At 38.7% G+C, this 22,675-nt stretch carries 17 protein-coding genes; 12 read left to right on the forward strand and 5 right to left on the reverse strand.

Features of this window, described 5'->3' with window-relative positions:
• A partial coding sequence (locus EZ456_RS24400; RefSeq protein WP_205945083.1) for a transposase occupies positions 1–247 on the forward strand: 247 nt, incomplete at its 5' end.
• A gap of 93 nt (positions 248–340) precedes the next feature.
• Positions 341–547 carry a hypothetical protein gene (locus EZ456_RS24405; protein ID WP_131534753.1) on the forward strand — a complete coding sequence of 69 codons (207 nt, stop codon included), beginning with the start codon at positions 341–343 and terminating at the stop codon, positions 545–547.
• Here the strand turns inward: EZ456_RS24405 and EZ456_RS24410 are convergent.
• The gene (locus tag EZ456_RS24410) at positions 544–945 is read right to left on the reverse strand and encodes a thiol-disulfide oxidoreductase DCC family protein (RefSeq protein ID WP_131534755.1); all 402 of its coding nucleotides are present in this window, start codon (positions 943–945) and stop codon (positions 544–546) included. The genes EZ456_RS24405 and EZ456_RS24410 overlap by 4 nt on opposite strands.
• 403 nt (positions 946–1,348) lie before the next feature.
• Between EZ456_RS24410 and pyrR the strand changes: the two genes are divergently transcribed.
• The 7 genes from pyrR to EZ456_RS24445 all read left to right on the forward strand — a co-directional run bounded on the left by pyrR (position 1,349) and on the right by EZ456_RS24445 (position 10,013).
• Positions 1,349–1,897, forward strand: a complete 549-nt coding sequence (pyrR, locus tag EZ456_RS24415) for a bifunctional pyr operon transcriptional regulator/uracil phosphoribosyltransferase PyrR (protein WP_057933670.1) — start codon at positions 1,349–1,351, stop codon at positions 1,895–1,897.
• A 2-nt stretch (positions 1,898–1,899) separates the two neighbouring features.
• Positions 1,900–2,829, forward strand: coding sequence for an aspartate carbamoyltransferase catalytic subunit (locus EZ456_RS24420; RefSeq protein WP_205945169.1), 930 nt, complete (start codon positions 1,900–1,902; stop codon positions 2,827–2,829).
• A gap of 344 nt (positions 2,830–3,173) precedes the next feature.
• Positions 3,174–6,197, forward strand: a complete 3,024-nt coding sequence (locus EZ456_RS24425) for a tetratricopeptide repeat protein (RefSeq protein ID WP_131534759.1) — start codon at positions 3,174–3,176, stop codon at positions 6,195–6,197.
• Positions 6,198–6,201: 4 nt separating this feature from the next.
• On the forward strand, positions 6,202–7,899 hold the full coding sequence (locus EZ456_RS24430) for a porin family protein (RefSeq protein WP_131534761.1): 1,698 nt from the start codon (positions 6,202–6,204) through the stop codon (positions 7,897–7,899).
• 224 nt (positions 7,900–8,123) lie between these two features.
• A complete protein-coding gene (locus EZ456_RS24435; protein ID WP_131534763.1) occupies positions 8,124–8,831 on the forward strand; it encodes a DUF2071 domain-containing protein in 708 nt (235 codons plus the stop codon).
• Positions 8,832–8,871: 40 nt separating this feature from the next.
• Positions 8,872–9,429, forward strand: a complete 558-nt coding sequence (locus EZ456_RS24440; RefSeq protein ID WP_131534765.1) for a hypothetical protein — start codon at positions 8,872–8,874, stop codon at positions 9,427–9,429.
• Between the two features lie 83 nt (positions 9,430–9,512).
• Positions 9,513–10,013, forward strand: coding sequence for a hypothetical protein (locus EZ456_RS24445; protein WP_131534767.1), 501 nt, complete (start codon positions 9,513–9,515; stop codon positions 10,011–10,013).
• Positions 10,014–10,081: 68 nt separating this feature from the next.
• Here the strand turns inward: EZ456_RS24445 and EZ456_RS24450 are convergent, their stop codons facing one another.
• The 4 genes from EZ456_RS24450 to EZ456_RS24465 are packed head-to-tail and all read right to left on the reverse strand — an operon-like array spanning position 10,082 to position 16,522.
• On the reverse strand, positions 10,082–11,683 hold the full coding sequence (locus EZ456_RS24450; protein WP_131534769.1) for a SusD/RagB family nutrient-binding outer membrane lipoprotein: 1,602 nt from the start codon (positions 11,681–11,683) through the stop codon (positions 10,082–10,084).
• A 3-nt stretch (positions 11,684–11,686) separates the two neighbouring features.
• A complete protein-coding gene (locus EZ456_RS24455; RefSeq protein WP_131534771.1) occupies positions 11,687–14,788 on the reverse strand; it encodes a SusC/RagA family TonB-linked outer membrane protein in 3,102 nt (1,033 codons plus the stop codon).
• Positions 14,789–14,820: 32 nt separating this feature from the next.
• On the reverse strand, positions 14,821–15,834 hold the full coding sequence (locus EZ456_RS24460; protein ID WP_131534773.1) for a FecR family protein: 1,014 nt from the start codon (positions 15,832–15,834) through the stop codon (positions 14,821–14,823).
• 46 nt (positions 15,835–15,880) lie between these two features.
• Complete coding sequence (locus EZ456_RS24465) at positions 15,881–16,522, reverse strand: RNA polymerase sigma-70 factor (protein ID WP_165501408.1); 642 nt, start codon at positions 16,520–16,522, stop codon at positions 15,881–15,883.
• A 142-nt stretch (positions 16,523–16,664) separates the two neighbouring features.
• Between EZ456_RS24465 and EZ456_RS24470 the strand changes: the two genes are divergently transcribed.
• From EZ456_RS24470 to EZ456_RS24480, 3 genes are all read left to right on the forward strand, one after another.
• A complete protein-coding gene (locus EZ456_RS24470; protein WP_131534777.1) occupies positions 16,665–17,573 on the forward strand; it encodes an ROK family protein in 909 nt (302 codons plus the stop codon).
• Between the two features lie 295 nt (positions 17,574–17,868).
• A complete protein-coding gene (locus EZ456_RS24475; RefSeq protein ID WP_225876616.1) occupies positions 17,869–20,985 on the forward strand; it encodes a SusC/RagA family TonB-linked outer membrane protein in 3,117 nt (1,038 codons plus the stop codon).
• Positions 20,986–20,996: 11 nt separating this feature from the next.
• Positions 20,997–22,637, forward strand: a complete 1,641-nt coding sequence (locus tag EZ456_RS24480) for a SusD/RagB family nutrient-binding outer membrane lipoprotein (protein ID WP_131534779.1) — start codon at positions 20,997–20,999, stop codon at positions 22,635–22,637.
• Positions 22,638–22,675 lie beyond the last annotated feature (38 nt).

A 22,675-nucleotide genomic window follows, 5' to 3' on the forward strand; every position in this document is an offset into this window, starting at 1 on the left:
AAGTATCAAAGGTAAAACCAGGGTACACCGGATGGCTAATAAAGAGCTTAAAAGATTGCTGCATATGTGTGCATTATCTCTAATTCAACATAATGCGGAATTCAAAACATATTATAATAGAAAAAAGGATGAAGGGAAGCATAGCATGAGCATAATTAATGCTGTTAGAAACAAGATAGCACTAAGAGTTGCTGCAGTTATAAAAAATCAAGCCAGCTATAAAAATAACTATAATATGGCTGCTTAAAATTTGTTTTTATCATAACAATCATGCTGAATTTATTTCAGCATCTTTCTTGTTTTTGAAAATAAATGCAATCTTTGCAATCAAAACAAAACCATGCGTAAACTATTTGCCGTCCTTTCTACTATCCTAACCATATTTGCCATCAAAGAAACGGTATATGTATTTACTGCTACTGCCCCAGACATGGTTAAGCAAAAAGCGATCATGATTGTTATCGCACTAAGTATTACCATACCATTGATTATTTTAACGCTTTGGCTTTGGTCGCCGGCTAGAAAGAAAAATGGTCAACAAAATTAAGCTATAAACTTATCTTTCAACTCGGGCGTTGGCACCCAACAACTCTCCTGCCTTCCCCACCATTGGTAACGGTTTTTAGCAATAATATCGTAAACCCAATCGCGGATAAATTTAGGAATGATGAGAAATACATAAAGAAGTGGAATTAATCCATTGAGTTTTCGGGCTACCCTTAGTGCTGCTGAAGATTTGGTATAGAGTTTCCCATCCTCCAGCAATAAAATGGTATTCAACTTTTCTGAATCAGTATTAAATTTCGGTAGAATTTCTTTCGCGTAATCACCTTGTAGTGCTGTAAATTTGAACTGATCTTTTTTATCGTGCGCAATCACAAACTGAACCGATGCATTGCAAAGGTTACAAACTCCATCGAAAAAGATTATTGATTGTTCTGCCATATTGAATGTAAATTTAAGCTTTTATCTTGGTTATCTAAACCTGACAGCAGTGAGCACGATTCCCGATTTTTCTATCGGGATGAGTAAAGCGGATGGCAGGACTATCGGAACCGATTAACACAGAAACATGCTTTCCTAAAGTTAAGCTGAAAGCAGAAAGACTAAATGAGCTAAAAGCTGAAAGACTAAAGCTTAAAGGCATGAATTATAACGCCAAAACTATGATCGTGCAACTTTGACCTTTAGTCTTTCTCCTTTGGTCTTTAGTCTCTCTGCCCCATAAAAATTTATTTTACACATTTACATTTTGATAAAGAACAATTTAACACTCAAATACTAAAACAATCTACATTCAACTTTCTTACCTTAAAACATTTTTATATATTTGCCCAATCCTTCTTCAATGCAAAAGAAAACACTTCTTGACGGACAAAAAATTCAGATTACAATTAAGAGGCTCTGCCATCAATTAATTGAAAACCACGACGATTTCGCGAATACCGTTTTAATTGGCATCCAGCCGAGGGGTATTTTTTTGGCAGATCGCATTCATCAGGATCTTGAACAGATTCTAAAAAACAAGAAAATTTTAAAGGGAAACCTTGATATTACTTTCTTTAGAGATGATTTCCGCCGTAAAGACGGATTGGTTACCGCGAGTAGCAACTCGATCGATTTTATCATCGAAGGCAAAAAAGTAATCTTAATTGATGATGTACTTTGGACTGGCAGAACCATTAGGGCAGCACTTGATGCCTTACTTGCATATGGCCGCCCAGAGAAAGTGGAACTTTTGGTTTTAATAGACCGTAGGTTTAGCAGGCATTTACCTATCGAACCTGATTACATTGGGCACCAGGTAGATAGCTTAAACTCACAACAGGTAAAAGTAACCTGGGCGAGCGAAGGAAGTGAAGACAAAGTGATTTTAATATCCGAAAATAATAAATAAAAATGGCAGCAGAAAAACTATCAACCCGACATCTTTTAGGCATTAAAGATATTAACCGGAATGATATCGAATTGATTTTCGAAACTGCAGATAATTTCAAGGAAGTGATTAACAGACCTATAAAAAAGGTTCCTTCACTTCGTGATATTACGATTGCCAATATCTTTTTCGAAAACTCTACCCGTACCAAACTTTCCTTCGAACTTGCTGAAAAAAGGCTTTCGGCCGACGTAGTTAATTTCGCTGCTTCATCTTCATCGGTGAGCAAAGGCGAAACCCTTATCGATACCGTAAATAACATCTTATCGATGAAAGTTGATATGGTGGTGATGCGTCACCCTTATGCTGGTGCTGGTCAGTTTTTAAGTAAACATGTAAAGGCCCAAATTGTAAATGCCGGAGATGGTGCGCACGAACATCCAACACAAGCTTTACTTGATGCCTTCTCTATCCGCCAAAAATTGGGTGATGTAGCGGGCAAAAAAGTGGTAATTGTGGGCGATATCCTACATTCGCGTGTAGCCATTTCGAACATCCTGTGCCTACAGCGTTTAGGTGCAGAGGTAATGGTTTGCGGCCCCACAACATTAATTCCTAAACACATCCATCAACTTGGAGTAAAGGTTGAGCATAATTTAATTAAAGCCCTGAACTGGTGCGATGTAGCAAATATGCTGCGTATCCAATTGGAGCGTCAAGACATTAAATATTTCCCATCATTAAGGGAATACGCCATGATGTACGGCCTGAACAAACAAATCTTAGATAACCTCAATAAAGAAATCATTGTAATGCACCCTGGCCCTATAAACAGAGGCGTTGAGATTACAAGTGATGTAGCCGACAGCAAACAATCGATCATTTTAGAACAGGTAGAAAACGGAGTAGCAGTGAGAATGGCCGTGCTGTATCTGTTGGCAAGTCAAGGTTAGTTTTGAGTTGAGCGTTTGGAGTTGGGGGTTCTTAATCCGAAGTCTTGAGTCTATACTCATGAGTCCTCATCCAGAGTCAGAAAGTTCATTAGTGAATGGTTTATTGGTTCATGGTTGATAGACGATAGTAATTAAACTCCTCGCAAACAGTTAACTGATTTAAATGATTAACGAGTTACCAAATCAACTGAACTAATGAACTTACTCATTTTTCCACATTCGTTCACCCCTTAATACCAAACCAAAAATCCTATCGTTAATTTGTGTTATTAACAGATGTTAATTACTTCTGTTGATAAGCTTTGATACTATTTCTAATTTAGTACCAACCATATTTGAAACCAATGCAGAAAAAATACTTACTAATTCCGCTAATTTTAGCAGGAAGTTTTAGCACCTACGCTCAGGTTAGCGCTGTGCAAAACCTCAACAAAAACTATCAAACGGGCTTAGAATTATTAGACAAAGAGAAATACACTGCAGCTGCACAACAGTTTAAACTTGTTGAGCTGCAACGTTATAAACCTTCTACCCAAACAGAGAGTAACGCTGAATTATCTTTACTGAAAGAGAATGCAAAATTTTATGCCGCCGTTTGTGCACTGGAGTTAACCAATAGCGATGCTGAAAGTTTGTTTCAGGCCTTTATCCGCGATTACCCGCTAAATCCGAACACCAAACTGGCCTATTTCTACGTTGGAAAAACTTATTTCAACCAGAAAAACTATAAAAAAGCTTTAGAATGGTTCGAAAAAACAGATCCTTCTACCCTTTCGGGTAAGCAAAGAAACGAATACCAATTTAAACAAGGCTATGCTTATTTTGAACTAAAAGATTACGATAAAGCTGAACCTTTATTCGAAAAAGTTAAAAAAGAAGAAGGCGATTTTCAGGAAAGTGCAACCTACTACTTTGCTTATATCAATTACTTAAACAAAGAGTATAAAACGGCATTGGCCAACTTCGAAAAGCTAAAGGGCTCTCCTACTTACGAGGCGAGTTATCCATACTATATCACTTCGATGTATTACCTTGATGAGCGTTACGATGATGTAATCAGCTATGCTTTAGCGGCCATTCAAAAAACCAAACAACAGTTCGAACCAGAAATGTTGAGTTTGGTTGCAGCATCGTACTTTGCAAAATCTGAATTCAAAAATGCCGAAAAGTATTTCGCTGAATATTATGCAAAAGATAAAAGCGAAACCAAAAACAACCTCTTCATATACCAATATGGCTACTCTTTATTCCAGAATAAAAAGTACAAGGAGTCGGTTGCCGTTTTAGAAAAACTAAATACCGATGATGTTTATCTTCAAAACGGTATGCATACTTTGGGTAAAGCCTTTATTCAATTGGGCAATAAACCAAAAGCGCAGAGTGCTTTTTTCAGGGCATCGCGTTTAAGTTTTGATAAGGGAATACAGGAAGAAGCCTGGTTAAATTATGCCAAATTAAGTTACGAATTAGAATTTCACCAACAGGCTTTAGAAGCTACTCAGGGTTTCTTAAAAACTTTCCCAAAATCGCGTAAAATAAACGAAGCCAAAACTTTATTAGGCGAGGTATTATTAACTACTAAAAATTATCAGGCAGCTGTTGATATTTTGGAACCTATTCCGGATAAAACCCTGGAAGCAAAAGAAGCTTACCAGAAAGTTACCTATTTCCGCGGATTAGAGTTTTACAACGAAAGGGCTTTCCCAAATGCATTATCGATGTTTTTGCGTTCTGAGAAGTTCCCGGAAGACAATGAGATCAATGCCTTAAACACTTACTGGAAAGCAGAATCGATGTACGAGCTGCGTAAGTTTGGCGAAGCGGTTACCAACTTTGAGCAATTCTTAAAAATGCCAGATGCCGATAAAACAGGTGTTTACAATTTCGCGAATTATGCTTTGGCTTATGCCGCTTTCGAAGACGAAAAATACAGCAAAGCAGCTACTTACTTCGAAAAATTCCTGGCAGGCAGTGATAAAGACCAAAAAACTATTGACGATGCGACCATCCGTTTAGCCGATTCATATTTCGTAAACAAGAATTACGGCGATGCAATGGCTAACTATAACAAAATCATCATTCGCAATACCACATCAGAAGATTATGCCACTTTCCAAAAAGGGATGATCCAGGGATTGGAAAACCAGTACGATGCAAAAATTGCAACAATGCAGAGTTTACTGAAAGCTTTTCCAAACTCAAATTATGCAGATGATGCTGGCTTCGAAACGGCTTATACCTATTTCAACAAAGGCGATTTTGATAAATCCAAATCCGATCTTGTAGAATTGGTGGCTAAATACCCACGCAGCAGCTATGTGGCAAAAGCTTTGGTTACCATTGGTTTGGTGCAATATAACCAGGATCAGGATGATGCCGCTTTAGAATCGTTCAAAAAGGTAATCCGCGATTATCCAACTGCCGATGAAGCAAAACAGGCGATGGAATCGATCAAAAACATCTATGTAGACCGTGGCGATGCAAATGGTTTTATCACCTACGCAGCTACAACCCCACTTGGAAATTACTCAGGCTCAGAGCAAGACAATATCGTTTTTGCCGCAGCCAATAACACCTATTTAAAAGGCGATGCAAATGGTGCATTCCAGGCAGTAAATGCTTATTTTGATAAATTCCCTAAGGCAAACCACGAAAAAGAAGCCAAGTTTATCAGAGCAGAATCGTTGGTTAAATTAGGTCGTCCGGATGAAGCAATTCCTGATTATGAATTTATCTTAAACGACTGGACAAGCGATTATACCGAACGTTCTTTGGTAAGTATATCAACCGTGTTCTTAAATCAGAAGAAATATAACGAAGCGATTGTTTACCTGAAAAGATTAGAAACTACAACCGATTACAAATCACACTATAGTTTTGCCATCAACAACCTGTTAAAAGCTTACACCGCTTTAAACATGCCTGATGATATGCTTAAATATGCGCAGCTGACCAAAGATTCTGAAAAAGCTTCGGAGGAAGAAAAAAACAGCTCAAGCTTATTTTCTGGTAAGGCTTACTTGTTAAAAGGCGATACCACTACCGCAATAAAAGAATTTAAAAATGTGGTGGCTAAAACAAAAACCATTGCCGCTGCCGAAGCAAAATACAATTTAGCTTTAGTGGAATACAACAAAGGTGATTTCAAAACCTCATCTAAAACCTGTTTTGATCTGGTTAATAACATGGCTGCTTATGATTACTGGGTAGCGAAGGCATTTATCCTACTATCTGACAACTATGTGGCCCTAAAAGACAATCTACAGGCAAAAAGTACTCTTCTCAGTATAATTGATAATTACGAAGGCAAGGATGATATTATCCCTACAGCCAAAGAAAAACTAGAAAAACTAAACCAGAAGAAGTAGCATTATGAAATCGATTAAATATATATATAGTTCACTGTTTTTTTTAGCTGCTGGATTAATGACTGCACAGGCGCAGGATAAAAAGGCCGATGAAAAAACAGTTGTAAACGAAGAGATTGAGGTAGTTCGTCCATATAAACCAATTTTAGCCGAGGCTGTAAAGCTTAGAAGAAGTCCGAATTTGGATGATGTTAAAACCTACAAAGCCAAATTAAACTACAGTATTTTGGATAGAAAGCTGGAACTAAACAGTGATATCCAAAAGTTACAGGCACAAGCTTTAGCCGAAGAAAAAGAAAGCATATTGGTTAACAATTATGTTAAAGGTGCATTTGGATCGTTGGCTACACTTTTGGGCGAAGCTTATTTTAACACCGGTAAAGATGAAGGTTTACAGGTTGGTGGATACTTTAAACATTTCAGTCAGGAAGGAAAGTTGAACAAACAGAATAGCAGCAACCAACAATTAAGCATTTTTGGCCGCAGCATTTTAGAGCAGAATACCGTAAGTGGCCGTATCAACTTTGAACGCAACGGCACCTACTTTTATGGTATAGATGATGCTAAACCTACGCTAAATCCTAACCCTGATAAACAAGCCTTAACTACGATTGAACTGGAAGGTGAACTGGTAAAAAACTTTACCGAAGATGAGGATGCCTTTAGTTATGCATTAAAAGCCAATGCTTACATCTGGAATGATAAATTCAGTGCCAAAGAAAACTATTTGAGCTTAAACGGTTATGTAAACAAACGCATTAACTCTTTAAACTTAGGCTTGGCCGCATCAACCGAGTTTGGCAATAGCAAAGATGCTTTAACCAGTGTTGGTAATAATCTGTTGCGTTTAAATCCGTATATCCGTTTACAGGTTAAAGGTGCTAAAATTACAGCCGGGATTAATTTTGTACAGGAATTTGGTGCATTCAGCAGCTCTAAAATATTCCCTGCCGTTACGGCCGACTTTACTTTAATTCCTGATTACTTACAGGTTTTTGGAGAAGTTAAAGGTGATGTAAACAGAAATTCGCTAAAAGGCTTTACCGATGAAAACCCTTGGTTAAACAGCAATATCGTAGTTAGAAACACGGTTGAAAAGTTAAGCTTCAGCGCTGGCATTAAAGGTACTGGTGGCCCGGGTTTTGGTTATAAAGCACGAGTATATGTAAAACAGTTTGATGATATGCCATTGTTCATCAACAACTTTACTGATTTTAACAAATTTGACGTGATATACGATTTCGGTAAAACCAAATTAACGGGTATAGAAGGTGAGATCTCTGTTCAGGTAAGCGATGCCTTAAAATGGACGGGTAAATTAAACATCGACGATTGGAAGCCTGCTGCAGAGACCTACTCTTGGTTTAAACCAGGTTTAAAAGTAAGCTCGAATTTTGTTTATACCTACAATAAAAAACTAAGCTTTAACGCTGGCGTTGTAATTCAGGATGATATTAAAGCAAAAGTAAACATTGCTAATCCAGTTAATCCTGCACAGTATGTAATTCCAAATCCATTGATAGAGGAAATTAAAACGGTGAAAGGTTATGTTGATTTGGGTCTTGGTGCTGATTACCGCATCAACAGAAAATTCTCCGTTTTTGCCAAAGCAAACAATATCTTAAATACAAACTATAGTAGGTTTTTGTATTATCAGGCAAACGGATTTAATATTTTTGGTGGCTTAACCTATTCATTTTAAGCAATAAACATCATAAAATTCATTTTTAATGTTTTATACGCCTTTAAGTTAAACTTAAAGGCGTATTTTGTTTACAGGCTTAGCGGCCGATCATTAGCAAAAACAACTTCAGGATAAACTATTCCCTGGAAGAATTATTAGTACATATTTCTCTTACTGAACAACTTTAATATCATTGTAATTTCGACTATATTTACTGTAGTCAGCGAAAAAATTAAGGCCGAATGAGAATCCCAACAATACATGGATATATTGACAGAAGAATCCTAATCAACTTCACAGCCGACCCAAAGATTGTGAAAGAACTGATTCCCTTTCCTTTTAGGCCAAAAATTTATATGGAAAAGGCCATTGTTGGAATATGCCTAATCAGACTAAAAAGCATAAAACCAAAAGGGCTACCAGATTTTATGGGTGTAAATTCTGAAAATGGTGCTCATCGAATTGCCGTTGAATGGGATGAAAATGGTGTTACAAAATCAGGAGTTTATATCCCACGTCGGGATACTTCGCTAAAATTAAATGCCCTCATTGGTGGACGAATATTTCCTGGCAAACACTTTCATGCAAAATTCAATGTAGGAGAAGAAAACGGAAATTATCAAATTGGCTTTAAGAGCTCGGATAATACTGAGATCTTAATTGATGCTAATGAAACTCCGTTGTTTAACAATCAATCAATTTTTAAAACAATAGAAAATGCTTCGGACTTTTTTGAAAACGGCGATCTTGGATATTCACCAAATAAAGACAAGTTTGATGGCCTAAGATTAAAAGCATACCATTGGGAAGTTAGACCACTTGAGGTTTTGAAAGTAAAATCAAGTTTTTTTGAAAACGAAGATCTTTTCCCCCGGGGATCGGTGACTTTTGACAATGCGCTACTTATGACAAATATTGAGCATGCATGGAAAAGCGAAACAAGCAAATAGCTATAAAAGACTAGGTTCTATACCCAATAAAACAACAAGAATGAAACAAATATTCATAACCATCTTTACCATTATAGCCCTAACCTCATATGGTCAGGATAAAAACAATTATGTTCATTTCAACAAGTTGACAGAAGTTGAAGGGACAGATTATGTAATTGCAAGTGTTGAAAACTGGGGAAAAGTAGCTGATGCAAAAAATAAATACCTGCTGTTTATTAACACTAAAAACGGACAAACAAAACAGGTAGATTTCCCAGGTGATGGTTATTTTGAAAAAATTGAGCAAGTTAAAATTGATAATTTAGGGATTAACCAAATTATTATTTCTGCTCAAACTATTGATCTTGACGAAAAAAAGGGAATTGACTGGAACGACCCAAAACAGATTATAATCTTATCTCCCGACGGACAAAAAAGAACACAGTTAACAGATAACAAACTCTTCGTAAGAAATTGGGTGGTTAACAAACAAACAGGAACTATTGTTGTGACGGGGTACGTTGACACCAACAACAATAACAAGTACGACAAAACGGATAAAAGCGAAATTTTAATTTACGACTTAAAAACGCTGAAACAGATTAGTAAAATTTGAGAAAAGATTTACTAGAGTTTTGCCAATATAAATTGAGAATAAACCTGAAAAACTAACTGTTAACACCCTTTTAATACGCTCCAATGAAAATATTTAATCAACAACCCATCACAATAAATGAATACATCTACAATGATCAATATTTAAAGGAAAGCAAGACATCATACGATTATCAATCTGGCTTTGAAATTACTGGAGAGAAAATTGGAGAAATAAACACGATGTTCATCACCTTCGACATCCTTTACTGTGTAGATGCGATCACAGATGATAAAGAAATTGTTAGCCCCACTGGCCCAAACTCATGGGACATTAACGTTTCATTTTCAATTGGCGACGAGGTATTCATCTCTTACAAAAGTTCTTGTCAGTTTAACTTTGAAAGTGAAGGCTTAGCTGCAGATGTAGCTTCTTTAACTAATTTTTTAACGGATTATCAAGCACATACCAAACAGTTTTTTAGTCAATACGGCTATAAGCCCTTAATCCCAATAGAAGAGGGTATGCGAAAACAACAGCCCCTAATAGCCGATGCAGAATTAGCCATCGAAAACTTACGTGCGAATAATATGTATGAGTTTTAACGCCACTGCTTCAACTATAAAAACCGCTCTTATCTTGCAAGGCATCTTGATCAGACCTCTCCAATTGATTACTTATCCCACCATACCCTTGCAGTAAGCACATCGCCACCCGCTATCCTGGCCACCGCATCTTTATAGTTTTGAGGGTTGTTAAGCACTTCTGTTGAAAGATAGATCATCCGGCGGGGAATGGTGCCATTGGTAACGTTGCCTTTATAGTTTATGGGGATAAGTTTAGGATAATCACTCCGTTTCCAGTTTAGCCAGGCTTCTATAAAATTAAAATTGGTGCCAGTAGCTACCCAATATTGCATATTTATGGTGCTTAGCGCGCTTTGTGTACTGCTTTCATCAAGCGGATTCTGGTTAACGAAGGTGGTGATTTTATTAGCATCAACCGCAGCCAAAGGATCTAACTGTGCCAGCGACTGTATGGCTCCTGTTAATCCGTTGGTATAATGTAGTTTTGCTGTACCATTAATATTCCAACCTCTCACCTTTGCTTCGGCCAGTAAAAATTCAGTTTCTGCATAACTCAAAATAAAAATCGGTCCTCCCAGTTTAAGGTACATGGTAGTTCGTGGTCTGGAGTATTTTCCGAGCGGGGCAAAATCGCTTCCGGTACCTGTGCCGCCCGGATAGTTTGGCGAATGGCTAATATCTGTTGCGCCACCCTGTAGATCATATCCATTAGGCATACCCAGCTGAACAGCTGCATCGGTATTTCCGCTTAAATTCTGATCTGCATTTTTGGCTAGTCCATCTTTTGGTACTTCACCTATCACATCCAACCTGGGGTCTTTGGTGTTTTTTAACTGATCGATGAGCGTTTTACTCCAACGTACTTCCAGATAGTCTGAAAATGTTCTTAAAGCAAGTGATGTTCCATTTTGACTGTTAAAGGAGGAAGCATCGGTTAAGAGGATCGCATTGTCGTTAATACTGGCAAAAGTTTTACCCGCAGCCTTTTCGGTCCAAATTCTAGCCTTATCCGGATCTACTTTCGTTAACCGCATGGCAATCCTAATCATTAACGAATAGCCAAACTTTTTCCATTTATTGATATCGCCTTTGTAAAAAAGATCAGCAGTTGGTCCGGGCTTTTCGGTATCCAGTTGTGCTGTAGCCGCCTCAAGATCGTTCAGCATCTGGGTGTAAATATCTTCCTGACGGTCGTAAACTGGGTATTTAATACCCTGCATGGCCTTAACGGCCTGCGTATAGGGCACATCGCCATAGGTATCGGTAATACGTTGCAAAATCAACACAAACATAATATCGCCTATGGCAATCAGATTTTTATAAGCTACAGGATCTTTCAACCTGGCCAGTCTTTGCATCTCCCTGACATAAGAAGCATCTGTATAACCTTCGTCGAAAATGCGCCCCTGGTAATCGGTAAAGCTGCCTATATTGATATATTTATCGCCATTATTGTAATAGTAGTAAGTTGAGGCCAGTAACTGCATCATTGTACTTTGATACAAAAGCTGGTAATAGCCCAGATTGGCATACTTTAGCTGTGCTTGCCCAAGCAAACTGTTCGGGTCATAATTGTTTTCTGTGAGTTTAGTCGGATCGGTATTAATCTCATCCAATTTTGCTTTGGAACAACTGCCCATCAAAACCAGGAAGAACACACCCATGATATATAATTTGTTTTGGCTCATCCTTTATTTGAATTTAAAGTTAAAATTGACCCCAAAACTACGTGTAGCAGGTAATGAAGCGCCTTCTATCCCCGCATAACCCAATGTAGGCGAAAATTGCGATTCAGGATCTATGTTTTTACTGTACTTCAGCAATGTAAATAAATTTCGGGCAACCAGGTCGATCGCCACACTGCTAAACGGTGTCTTTTTTAAAAAACGTTCGCTAAAAGAATAACCTAATGTGGCCTGCCTCAGCTTGATAAAACTACCATTGAGTACCGATAATGTAGAAATATTGGTGGCTAGTTCGGGGTAATAAGCATAAGCCGGAACATTAATCGTGTTCTTTTGTCCATTTTCTAACACGCCCTCGGCAACAATACCAGTCTCTCTACCTACTAAAGTAGCCTTGTTTAAGCCAAGTACATAACTATAATATTCTGTTGCTGAAAGAATTTTATTGCCAAAACGGTAATCGATCAGGAACGAAAAACTAAACCGTTTATAGTTAAAACTATTGGTTATGCCGCCATATAAAGTAGGCATTGTACCACCCATGGGGATAAAATTGCCGCGTTTAGGTATACCATCCGATCCGATGATGATGTTGCCGTTAGCATCGCGTAGATAATCGTAAGCCATAATCTGCGTAATTGGTTTACCAACTACCAACGCGGTATTGGCATTTAGTGGCCTATATGTACCTGTAAGGGTATAATTGCTATTTCCATCGATAGAGCGTAGCGTATTTTTCACCTTGGTAAGATTAAAGTTAATCTGCCATTTGCTTGTTGTGTTGAGGATTGGCGTATATCCTAGGGCAAGTTCTATTCCTGCATTGCGGGTTTCGCCAAGATTAACGTAAGCCGAGGTGAACCCTGTGGTAACAGACTGTTTTGCATTGATGATTTCATTGTGTGTAATGCGATTGAAATAAGTAAAATCGACATCTAACCGGCTGTTAAAAAACTTAAGATCGAGGCCTGCTTCTATTTCGTTTAAAGTAAAAGGCTTTAAATTGTAATTGGGCAGATCGCCTGAAAAGCTGCCTACAGGAACACCATTTACTTGATTGTCTACCGTATAATAAATCTGTGTGGTATAAGGAACGATGGGTTCGCCACTGGTTTTGGCAAAATCCAGACGTAGTTTACCAAAATCCAGACCTTTTAACTTCAACAGGTCTGAAAAAATAAAACTGCCCGATATTCCTGGCACAAAAATACCACGATTGTTGGCAGGTAAAGTAGAATAGATATCATAACGTCCAGTAACCGAGAAATTAAGAAACCGCCGATAGCTCAGGTCAGCCGTGTAATAAGCAGATTCCGTAACAATCCTGGAGATGGCCAGTGTTTTGGTACTGGTAATCAGGTTTTCGGGAACATATAAATAAGGTACTTTAAATTGTGAGCCTTTTAGCTTTTCGCTATTGCCTTTTCTTTCGCGGTAATTAGCCCCCATAGAAAGTTCGAGATTTAGTTTATCATTAAGATTCCGACTGGCACTGAATAAAATATCGCTATTAAGTTCAGAAGTATGGTTCTGGTCGTAGGCATTTATACCACCTTGCCGGTTGATAGAAAAAGCTGTTCCAGTGGGCAAAATACTTACCACTTCATCTTTACTCGAATCGTAACCAATTCTTCCCTGAATTGATGCCCAACTGGCCAGCTGATGCTTCAGCACTGCTGAGGAAATATAACGGTTCCGATTGGCATAATCGGCCTGTTTGTTCATCAGGAAATAAGGATTGGTTTTGTACTCATCGGCATTCCAGCGGCTTTCGAAACCAGTTTCTGCATCAAAACCAGGTGCCAGAATAGATTGATCTAAGCTGGTAGCCAGGGTAGAAATTCCATAATTAGGATTTAATGGACCATCGCTCAGGTAACTCTTGTTTTTATTCCATTCGTAAATATAATTACCCGTTAAGCTGAGCGATATTTTGGGACTTAAGGCCACTGTACCATAAAAATTTAACGTTTTGCGGTTTAAATCCCCGTTAGTTAAAACAGAATTATAATCTAAATTGGAAACCGAAACACGATAATTGTTCTTCGTATTTCCTCCAACCAGTGAAAGTGTATTGGTAAATGCCGGGGCAGTACGGTAAAAATTCTGAATGTTATTTTTAACAGGAGAGTAAGGCCGCATAGAGCCATCTACCTGGGACGTTAATTTGCCATCCATAATTTCTCCCCAGCTTAATAAACCTGTTGAAATGGCGTTGAACAGATCGGCAGGACGTTTGTTCTGAGTTCCTTGTCCATACAAATATTGAAAGTCGGTTGAATTAACAGGAACATCAAAAGCCAGATTAGTATTGTATTCAAACTTAGCTTTGCTATTCTCTCCTCCGCTTTTAAGGTTGATGAGGATCACTCCATTTGCAGCCCTGGCCCCATATAAAGCTGAAGCGGCCGACCCTTTTAATATGGTTATCGTTTCAATATCGTCTGGATTGATATTGCTGATACCATCGCCATAATCGGCGCCACCATATTCGTTGGCACTTCCCCTAATGCTATTATCAATGGGTACACCATTTACGATAAACAACGGAGAGGCAGCAGTCATACTTGAAACACCACGGATAAGTACGCGTGCCGCAGATCCCGGACCACCGTTTACACCAGTAATGTTTAGTCCGGCAACCCTGCCTTGCAGTGCCATAATCAGATTACTTTCTCTTGCTTTGGTAATAGATGAGCCTTTAATCGTACTGAGCGCATAACCCACTTTATGGTTATCTTTTTCAATACCCAAAGCCGTAATCACCACCTCTTTTAAAAAACGGACACTATCTGTTTCCATTTTTCCTTCGGTGTTTTTTCTAATCACAATAAGATTGTTGGGCAGCACCGAATAAGTATAACCACTGCCAAGCAATAGCTGATCGATTACCTTTATGGCTTCTTCTTCTTCAACCTTGATTGATACCCGATGTTTGGGGATTTTAGATTCGCCGTATGCGAAATGGTAAAGGGTTTGCTGTTGAATGGCTTCTATTACCTGTTCAAAACTAGCTTCGGTAAAATTTAAGGTAACCTTGGTTTGTGCGTGTAAGGCGAGCGGAAAAATCAATCCAATTAATAATATGATTCTCTGCGCACAATTCATGGCTACAAATATACATGGCTTAACGGTATGTGCTAGCGGTAGATATATACATTTTCGCCCTTTATCGAATAATTGAAGTTTTCGATCAGTTTTAGCACCTCTAAAGCTTCGGGGAGTGTTTCTTTATCTACATGACCCGTAAACCTCACTGTTTTAAGTTCAGGTTCTTTAAAGGCTATTTTGATACCATACCAACGTTCAAAAAGTTTGGCTACTTCGTCAAAACTGTTATTTTTATAAATGAGCTCATGGTTTGTCCATGCTGTTTCTATTATACGATCAGCCCCTGTGCCATTAAAATGGCTGAGCTGGCTCATACTTGCTTTACCATTTACCAAAGTAAATTTATCATTTGGCTTTAAGATAAAAGTTTGTGCTGTATTGTTTTTAAGGGAGATAGATACCTTTCCCCTGATTAATGTAGTTTCGGTAAAAGCATCGTTCTGGTAAGCTTTAACATCAAAAGCGGTACCCAGCACTTTTACAGCCAGCTGTTCGGTATGCACAATAAAAGGATGTTTAGGGTCTTTTTTCACCTCAAAAAATGCCTCACCAGATAAGTAAACATCCCTGGTATTTGTAGTAAAATGTTCGGGGTATTTCAAACTGCTTCCCGAATTCATTTTCACGGTAGAGCCATCGGCCAGTACAATGGTTTTCACCTCTGCGGCTTTAGTTAGCACCTGTGTTAAGGCTAACTGATTTGTTTTATTAAAGAAAATGGCTTCTCTATTGTATACCAGTACTCCTGCAACAACAATAGCCGCAACCGCAGCAACTTTTAGCCAGATGCTGTAAGATTTATTTTTGACAACCGTTAAACCCGCTTCACCGGGAACAATAATTTGGGCTTTGATCCGGTCAAAAACCAGATTGATATTTTCATCCTCAACAGTTTCGGCATCAAAATAAGTCTGTAATCGTTCATACTCCGTTCTATGCGATGCACTGCCAGCTAAAATAGATTCCAGTTCAACAGATTCATCCAGCGAAATTTCACCGGCCAATTGTTTTCCAAGCAATTCTGTAAATCTTTGATCTGTCATTTTTTTCCCGTCCTTTATTATAAGTTCCTTTTTCCGTTAAAATTGCCTACAAAAAATATAAAAAAGATAAAGTACCCGCTAATATAATCAGGGAGATCAGTTTTCCCAGTTTTTTTTCATCTGCTCCCTTATCTTTTAAAGGCTGTAACACCAAACGAAGTTTTGCGATGGCCCTGAACAATTGAGTTTGTACGGTTCGGGGTGAGATATTCAACAGCTCAGCCACTTCTTTATACTTCATTCCGCTTTCTTTTATTAACCTGAAAACAGTAGCTGCCTGTGGCGCCAAACTTGCAATAGCATGGTCGAGTTGTTGGTGTAGTTCTTTAGTTTCAAGAATATATTCTGGTGTATTCGTTGATACCGAAATATTATCATTTTCATCAACTAAATCGATAAACGTAACAGACGAATTTTTTTTAAGGTATTTAAGCGATTGATTTTTAACCGCGATAAAGAAATAACTTTCGGGATTTAATACATGGGTGCTGCTTGTGCGGTTTTCCCAGCATTTCACAAACACCTCGGCTACAAGATCTTCAGCGATCTGTTTATCAACCACATAATAAATCGAAAACTTAATTAACCGGCTATATAGAAAGCGGTACAACTGCTCAAAAGATTTTATATCACTTTCGAGGCAAATCTTATTCCATAAAACGACTAGATCTGGCTTAGCTGCTTTCAACTTGGTTAGTTTAGTAAATCGAATGTAAAGTAATTAAAAAAAAATCATAAAAAAATTTTAAGCCTGTAGGCAGTTTGTCAAAAAAAAGGGTTCTTGTTAATGGTGTTTTACTTTATACACTAACCATTTTATAGATCTATTGATGCAGAAAACAATAAATAATAACCAATATGTGCTTGGAATCGATATCGGGGGCTCACATATTACTGCTGCTTTACTCGATATGCAGCAACGCAACATCCTTAAAAATACCTACACCCGCGAGCGGGTCGACTCGCACGCATCTGCAGAACAGATTACGTGTACCTGGTGCGGTGCCATTAGAACAGCCTACAAAAAAGCTGGTATAGAAATTGGCAATTTAGGCATTGCCATGCCGGGGCCTTTCGATTATGATAATGGCATCTCCTATATCGCGGGCAATGATAAATACGCAGCTTTTTATGGCCTAAACGTAAAAGACATGCTGGCTAGCGAACTGCAGATCGACCGCAATCAGATTTTAATGAGCAACGACGCCTCTTGTTTTTTGGCCGGAGAGGTATTTGCAGGTGAAGCCCGTGCCTACCAAAACCTAATTGGTATTACCCTAGGTACCGGACTCGGAAGTGCCGTTTGTACCGAAGGGAAAATTACCGACGCTAACCTGTGGTGTTCTCCTTTTTTAAATGGCATAGCAGAAGATTACCTTTCTACCCGCTGGTTTTTGAAACGCTATTATGAACTCACAGGCTTAAATATCCTAAATGTTCGCGAACTGACCTTGCTTTATGATGAGAACCAGACGGTACGGAAAATATTTACAGAATTTAGCTATAACCTTGGTCTTTTCCTCAGAGATTTTCAACAGGATTATGCAGCCGAAGCGATTGTAATTGGCGGTAACATTGCGAACGCTTCCAGCCGTTTTGTACCCAATGTGGTTAAATACCTCGAATCTCAGGGCATCTCCACGCCTATTCATATATCCAAACTGAATGAAGATGCAGCACTGGTTGGTGCCGCAGGATGTTGGGCAGTGGGAATTAATCAAGTGACCGAAAAAAATTGATTTTGGATGATTGAACCTCTAAGCATCGTCATTGCGAAGCCAATTTTTCATTGGATGAAGCAATCTTACAGCGGGGATATTAAACATGAAAGATTACTTCACCGAAAGTCGGGGCAGGCTCTCTAGCAATGACGGCAAGACACAGCATAACGCCAAGGAAAAAATATTTTAAAAATATTTCAATTTCCTTGTAGGCAATTTGTGTAAGCAAAATACTCTTATCTATAAAACAGCCCGGATGGAAATCCTTATGGCAAAAAACAATTAACCAAATACTTATTCAAAATTATTCGTAATGAATATGAAAAAATCTTTACAGCTAACGTGCTTGTTGCTTTATGCATCCACAGGTCTGTATGCAGCAACACCGAACGCTCATTCTAACCGCGCAGTTTCTTTCCATTCTGTTTACCAGGATGTAATTAAAGGAACGGTAAAAGACGAAACAGGTGCAACCTTGCCAGGTGTAACCATTACTATAAAGGGAGTGCAAGGCGGAACCCAAAGCAATACTTCAGGACAATACAGTATCACAGCCAAAACTGGTGATGTACTGGTATTTTCGTTTATCGGCTACCAGAGCAAAGAGGTTACCGTGGGCACACAAAACACGATTGATGTTACTTTAGGCAGCGATTCTAAAAACCTCGAAACCGTAGTAGTTACGGCACTAGGTATAAAACGTTCAGAAAAGTCTTTAACTTATACTACCCAACAGGTATCGGGAGAGGAACTGAATAAAGTAAAAAGCCCCAACCTGGTAAATTCATTGAATGGTAAAGTTGCCGGAATGACCATTAGTCCGAGTTCTTCGGGTGTTGGTGGTTCGGCCAAGGTAATATTAAGGGGTAGCCGTTCGGTGAGTGGTAACAACCAACCTTTATATGTAATTGATGGGGTTCCAATTAGCAATAACGGTAATGCCAATGCGCAACAGAACAGTGTTTTTGGTGGCGGTCAGGATGGTAGCGATGGTATATCGAACTTAAACCCTGATGATATCGAAAGCTTAACCGTCCTCGAAGGTGCATCAGCTGCTGCCCTTTACGGTAGCCAGGCACAGAATGGTGTAATCTTAATCACTACCAAACAAGGTAAAGCTGGTAAAACACAGATCGGTTTTTCATCGAGTTTAACTTTTGATAAAATTGCTTACAAACCCGAATTTCAAAACAGTTACGGCCCTGCATCTACTACTACCAGAGATAGCTGGGGAGGTACTATCAGCAATACCACTGATAATCTCGATCAGTTTTTCCAGACCGGAACAAACGCTACCAATTCGATCAATTTTTCTGGCGGTTCGGAAATTGCCCAAACTTATTTTTCGTATGCCAATACTTATGCAAGTGGCATACAGGAAGGTAATAAGTTAAACAGGCATAACATTAACCTGCGCGAAACAGCCAAATTTTTAAACAACAAATTAACGGTTGATGGAAATGTAAACTATATTAACCAACGCATAAATAACAGTCCATCAATTGGATTGTATAATAACCCTTTGGTTGGATTATATCTTTTTCCGAGAGGGGTTGATATCACACCTTACAAAGATAATTATTTGCTTGCGGGCAATGTAGGTACTGCCCGCCAGAACTGGCTAGGTGGTTCTGCAGATATTAATCAGAACCCATGGTTTTTAACCAACCTGAATCCTAATACAGCTATCAGAAATCGCTTTTTATTAAGTGGAAATGTGAAATATGAATTTACTCCTTGGTTAAATCTTCAGGTAAGGGGAAATATAGATCGTACTACAGATGATTTTGAAAACAGACGTTATTCGGGTATAAACGGAAACTTTAATTCAAACGGAAGAGGATATTTGTCTCAAAACACCCAAACTTACATTCAGAAATATGCCGATGCAATATTAAATGTTACGGTGCCTATGAAAGGGTCTGACTTTAAGATCAACGGGTTAATTGGTGGTAGTATTAACGATCAGAAAACATCTGGATTATCTTTAGCAGGCGATTTGAGTGCAGTTGATTTATTTACACCAAATAATACCATTGTGGCAAATGCAGGCACCTATACCTCTGATGTATTAAACACAACTAAAGCTAATGATGCTTTCCACAGCCAATTGCAGGCTGTATTTGCAAATGCAAATCTATCATATAAAGATTGGGCATTCTTAACGGTAACAGGCAGAAACGACTGGTCTTCAAACCTGTCATTCACGCCAAATGTTTCTTATTTCTATCCATCGGTAGGTTTATCATTTATTGTATCGCAAATGGTTAAATTACCAGAGGCGATTACCTATGCCAAAATAAGAGGTACTTATGCAGAAGTGGGTAACACCGTGCCAGCTTATTTAACTTTTATTCAAAATACATTGGGTAACGGTGGTGCACTTACCATTAATACCAACAGAGCATTTGCAGAGTTAAAGCCAGAAAGAACAAAGTCATTCGAGATTGGTACAGATATGCGTTTTCTGGCAAACCGTTTAAACTTTAGCTTTACCTATTATAAAACTAATACCAAAAACCAATACATTCCGGTTAAACCGGCACCATCAGGACTTGTTGCAACAGGCTATTTAAATGCAGGTGATGTGCAAAATCAAGGCTTACAGTTTACTTTAGGGGCTGATGTATTAAAAGGTGATGGCCTTAACTGGAACACATCCATCAACGGATCGTTAAACAGAAATAAAATTATAGATGTAGCTGCTTCGCAGGGTTTAAATTCGATCGATTTAACAGGTGGTGGTAACAATGCTTACATCTCCCGAATAGCCGCAGGCGGATCTTATGGTGATATTTATGGCTACACCTTACAAAGGGATGCAAATGGTCGCATCATATTAAATGGTGATGGCACTGCTGCAAACCCTTATTTTCCAGTTAAAAGTGCAGATTATAGTCTGATTGCAAATGCAAACCCTAAATTTCAGTTGGGTTGGAACAACAGTTTCAATTATAAAGATTTCAGCTTAAGCTTCCTGGTTGATGGTAAGTTTGGAGGCAAGGTACTTTCACTTACCGAAGCATTAATGGATCAGGCCGGTGCTTCAAAAGCATCGGGTGACGCAAGGGCACAAGGTGGTGTTAAAATTGATGGTGTAGATGCCAGCGGAAAAGCGGTTTCGGCTACCATTAACCCACAAAGCTATTATTCTTTCTTGGGCGATAGAAACGGTGTAACTGGCGAATATGTTTACAGTGCTACTGTAGTGCGTTTACGCGAAGCTTCAATAGGTTATAATTTACCTTTAAAAGGAACATTTAAAAGCATGCGCCTTTCACTAATTGGTAGAAACTTATTCTACTTCTACAAAAAAGCACCTTACGATCCAGAGGTTACCATGTCTACCGGTAATGGTTTATCGGGAATAGATGTTTTTAACCAACCGGTTACCAGAAGTTTTGGTTTTAACCTTAATGTTTTATTTTAATCCGAACAAACATGAAATCGATATATCATTCATCTCAACATAAAATTAAAGGTTTCTCTTTAGTTTTACTTTTAGCCGTTGCCGGCCTAAACCAGGGCTGTAAAAAGAACTTTGAAAGTTTTAATACAAACGATAATCTACCTACTACTGAACAGAGTTTAGCCTTATTGCGATCAGCAATTGGCCCTATTCAGCAAAATATATTTTCTAACTATCAAATTGCACAGAATTTAAGTTCTGATGCTTTTAGTGGTTATATGATGCCTCCAACACCATTTGGCGGCGGTATCAATAACATGAACTATTCGCTTAATAATGGTTGGAATGAAACCGGTTTTAACGATCAGTATACCAATGTAATGGCACCAATTTCTAAAATCGCCATATCACCTTTAAAAACAACTGCACCAGAATCGTGGGGCATATCGCTTTTAGTACAGGTAATTGCCATGAACAGGGTAACCGATAAATTTGGTCCGATTCCGTATACACAGGCAGGTAAATCATTAATTTCGCAGGCTTACGATGACCAAAAAACGGTTTATACCGAATTTTTTAAACAGATTGATACAGCAGCTAATAATCTGCAGGCTTTTATCACTGCAAATCCTGGCAAAAAAGCCTATTACGATACTGGCGATTTGGTTTATGGTGGAGACGTTGTGAAATGGCTTAAATTAGCCAATTCGTTAAGGTTACGTTTAGCCATGCGTATTGTTAAAGTTGATCCGGCTACAGCAAAACTTCAGGCTGAAAAAGCAATAGCTGCAACAGGTGGATTAATGACTTTACCAAGTGATAATGCGGCTGTTGCACAATCGGGTAACAGAAATAACGACCTTTGGAATGTAACTGTAAATTACGATGGCGATAACGCCATGGGCGCAGCCTTACAATCGTACATGGTTGGCTACTCAGACCCGCGTTTATCGATATATTGTACACCGGCTACCGATCCTTTGTTTGTAGGACAGTATGTAGGAATCAGATCGGGAGCCAATACTTCTTTTAATGGTTTGGGCAAAGCTGGTTACAAAACCTATTCGAGTTTAAATTCGTCTACACCAGACAACTCAAAATCACCGATCGGACAAAAAGCACCACAGATATTGATGACGGCTGCTGAGGTTTGGTTTTTAAAAGCTGAAGCAGCTTTACGCGGCTGGACAGGTGCAGGCGATGCACAAAGCAATTATGAAACAGGGATAACGACATCAATGCAACAATGGAACGCTACTATTGGCGGCTATCTTGCTGATGCAGTGAGCAAACCAACTGCTTACGTCGATCCGAAAAATCCGGCTAACAATTCTGCTGCAGTAAGTACAATTACCATTAAATGGGATGGAGCCGCATCTAACGAAGTAAAATTAGAGCGCATTATTACACAGAAATGGTTAGCTATTTTTCCTGACGGAGCTGAGGCCTGGGCCGATTTCCGCAGAACAGGTTATCCAAAACTGTTTACAGTAGCGAATAACAATAGCGGTGGTACGATCAATACCCAATTACAAATTCGTAGATTGCCATATCCAACTGCAGAATACGGTAACGGAAATAAAGATGAGGTACGCAAAGCAGTAACATTACTTGGCGGCCCCGACAACGGTGGCACCAGATTATGGTGGGATGTGAACAAAGCCAATTTCTAACACACAATCAATACCCGGTAGAATAATGTAAGTTGTTC

This window comes from Pedobacter psychrodurus, assembly GCF_004331735.1.
GTDB lineage: Bacteria > Bacteroidota > Bacteroidia > Sphingobacteriales > Sphingobacteriaceae > Pedobacter > Pedobacter psychrodurus.

What these genes read in the sequence shown, in the direction of transcription:
- EZ456_RS24405 (WP_131534753.1), top strand. Translation starts at nt 341, where the DNA reads ATGCGTAAACTATTTGCCGTCCTTTCTACTATCCTAACCATATTTGCC.
- EZ456_RS24470 (WP_131534777.1), top strand. Translation starts at nt 16,665, where the DNA reads ATGCAGAAAACAATAAATAATAACCAATATGTGCTTGGAATCGATATC.
- EZ456_RS24455 (WP_131534771.1), bottom strand. Translation starts at nt 14,788, where the DNA reads ATGAATTGTGCGCAGAGAATCATATTATTAATTGGATTGATTTTTCCG.
- EZ456_RS24460 (WP_131534773.1), bottom strand. Translation starts at nt 15,834, where the DNA reads ATGACAGATCAAAGATTTACAGAATTGCTTGGAAAACAATTGGCCGGT.
- EZ456_RS24480 (WP_131534779.1), top strand. Translation starts at nt 20,997, where the DNA reads ATGAAATCGATATATCATTCATCTCAACATAAAATTAAAGGTTTCTCT.
- pyrR (WP_057933670.1), top strand. Translation starts at nt 1,349, where the DNA reads ATGCAAAAGAAAACACTTCTTGACGGACAAAAAATTCAGATTACAATT.
- EZ456_RS24445 (WP_131534767.1), top strand. Translation starts at nt 9,513, where the DNA reads ATGAAAATATTTAATCAACAACCCATCACAATAAATGAATACATCTAC.
- EZ456_RS24475 (WP_225876616.1), top strand. Translation starts at nt 17,869, where the DNA reads ATGAATATGAAAAAATCTTTACAGCTAACGTGCTTGTTGCTTTATGCA.
- EZ456_RS24435 (WP_131534763.1), top strand. Translation starts at nt 8,124, where the DNA reads ATGAGAATCCCAACAATACATGGATATATTGACAGAAGAATCCTAATC.
- EZ456_RS24430 (WP_131534761.1), top strand. Translation starts at nt 6,202, where the DNA reads ATGAAATCGATTAAATATATATATAGTTCACTGTTTTTTTTAGCTGCT.
- EZ456_RS24450 (WP_131534769.1), bottom strand. Translation starts at nt 11,683, where the DNA reads ATGAGCCAAAACAAATTATATATCATGGGTGTGTTCTTCCTGGTTTTG.
- EZ456_RS24420 (WP_205945169.1), top strand. Translation starts at nt 1,900, where the DNA reads ATGGCAGCAGAAAAACTATCAACCCGACATCTTTTAGGCATTAAAGAT.
- EZ456_RS24410 (WP_131534755.1), bottom strand. Translation starts at nt 945, where the DNA reads ATGGCAGAACAATCAATAATCTTTTTCGATGGAGTTTGTAACCTTTGC.
- EZ456_RS24440 (WP_131534765.1), top strand. Translation starts at nt 8,872, where the DNA reads ATGAAACAAATATTCATAACCATCTTTACCATTATAGCCCTAACCTCA.
- EZ456_RS24425 (WP_131534759.1), top strand. Translation starts at nt 3,174, where the DNA reads ATGCAGAAAAAATACTTACTAATTCCGCTAATTTTAGCAGGAAGTTTT.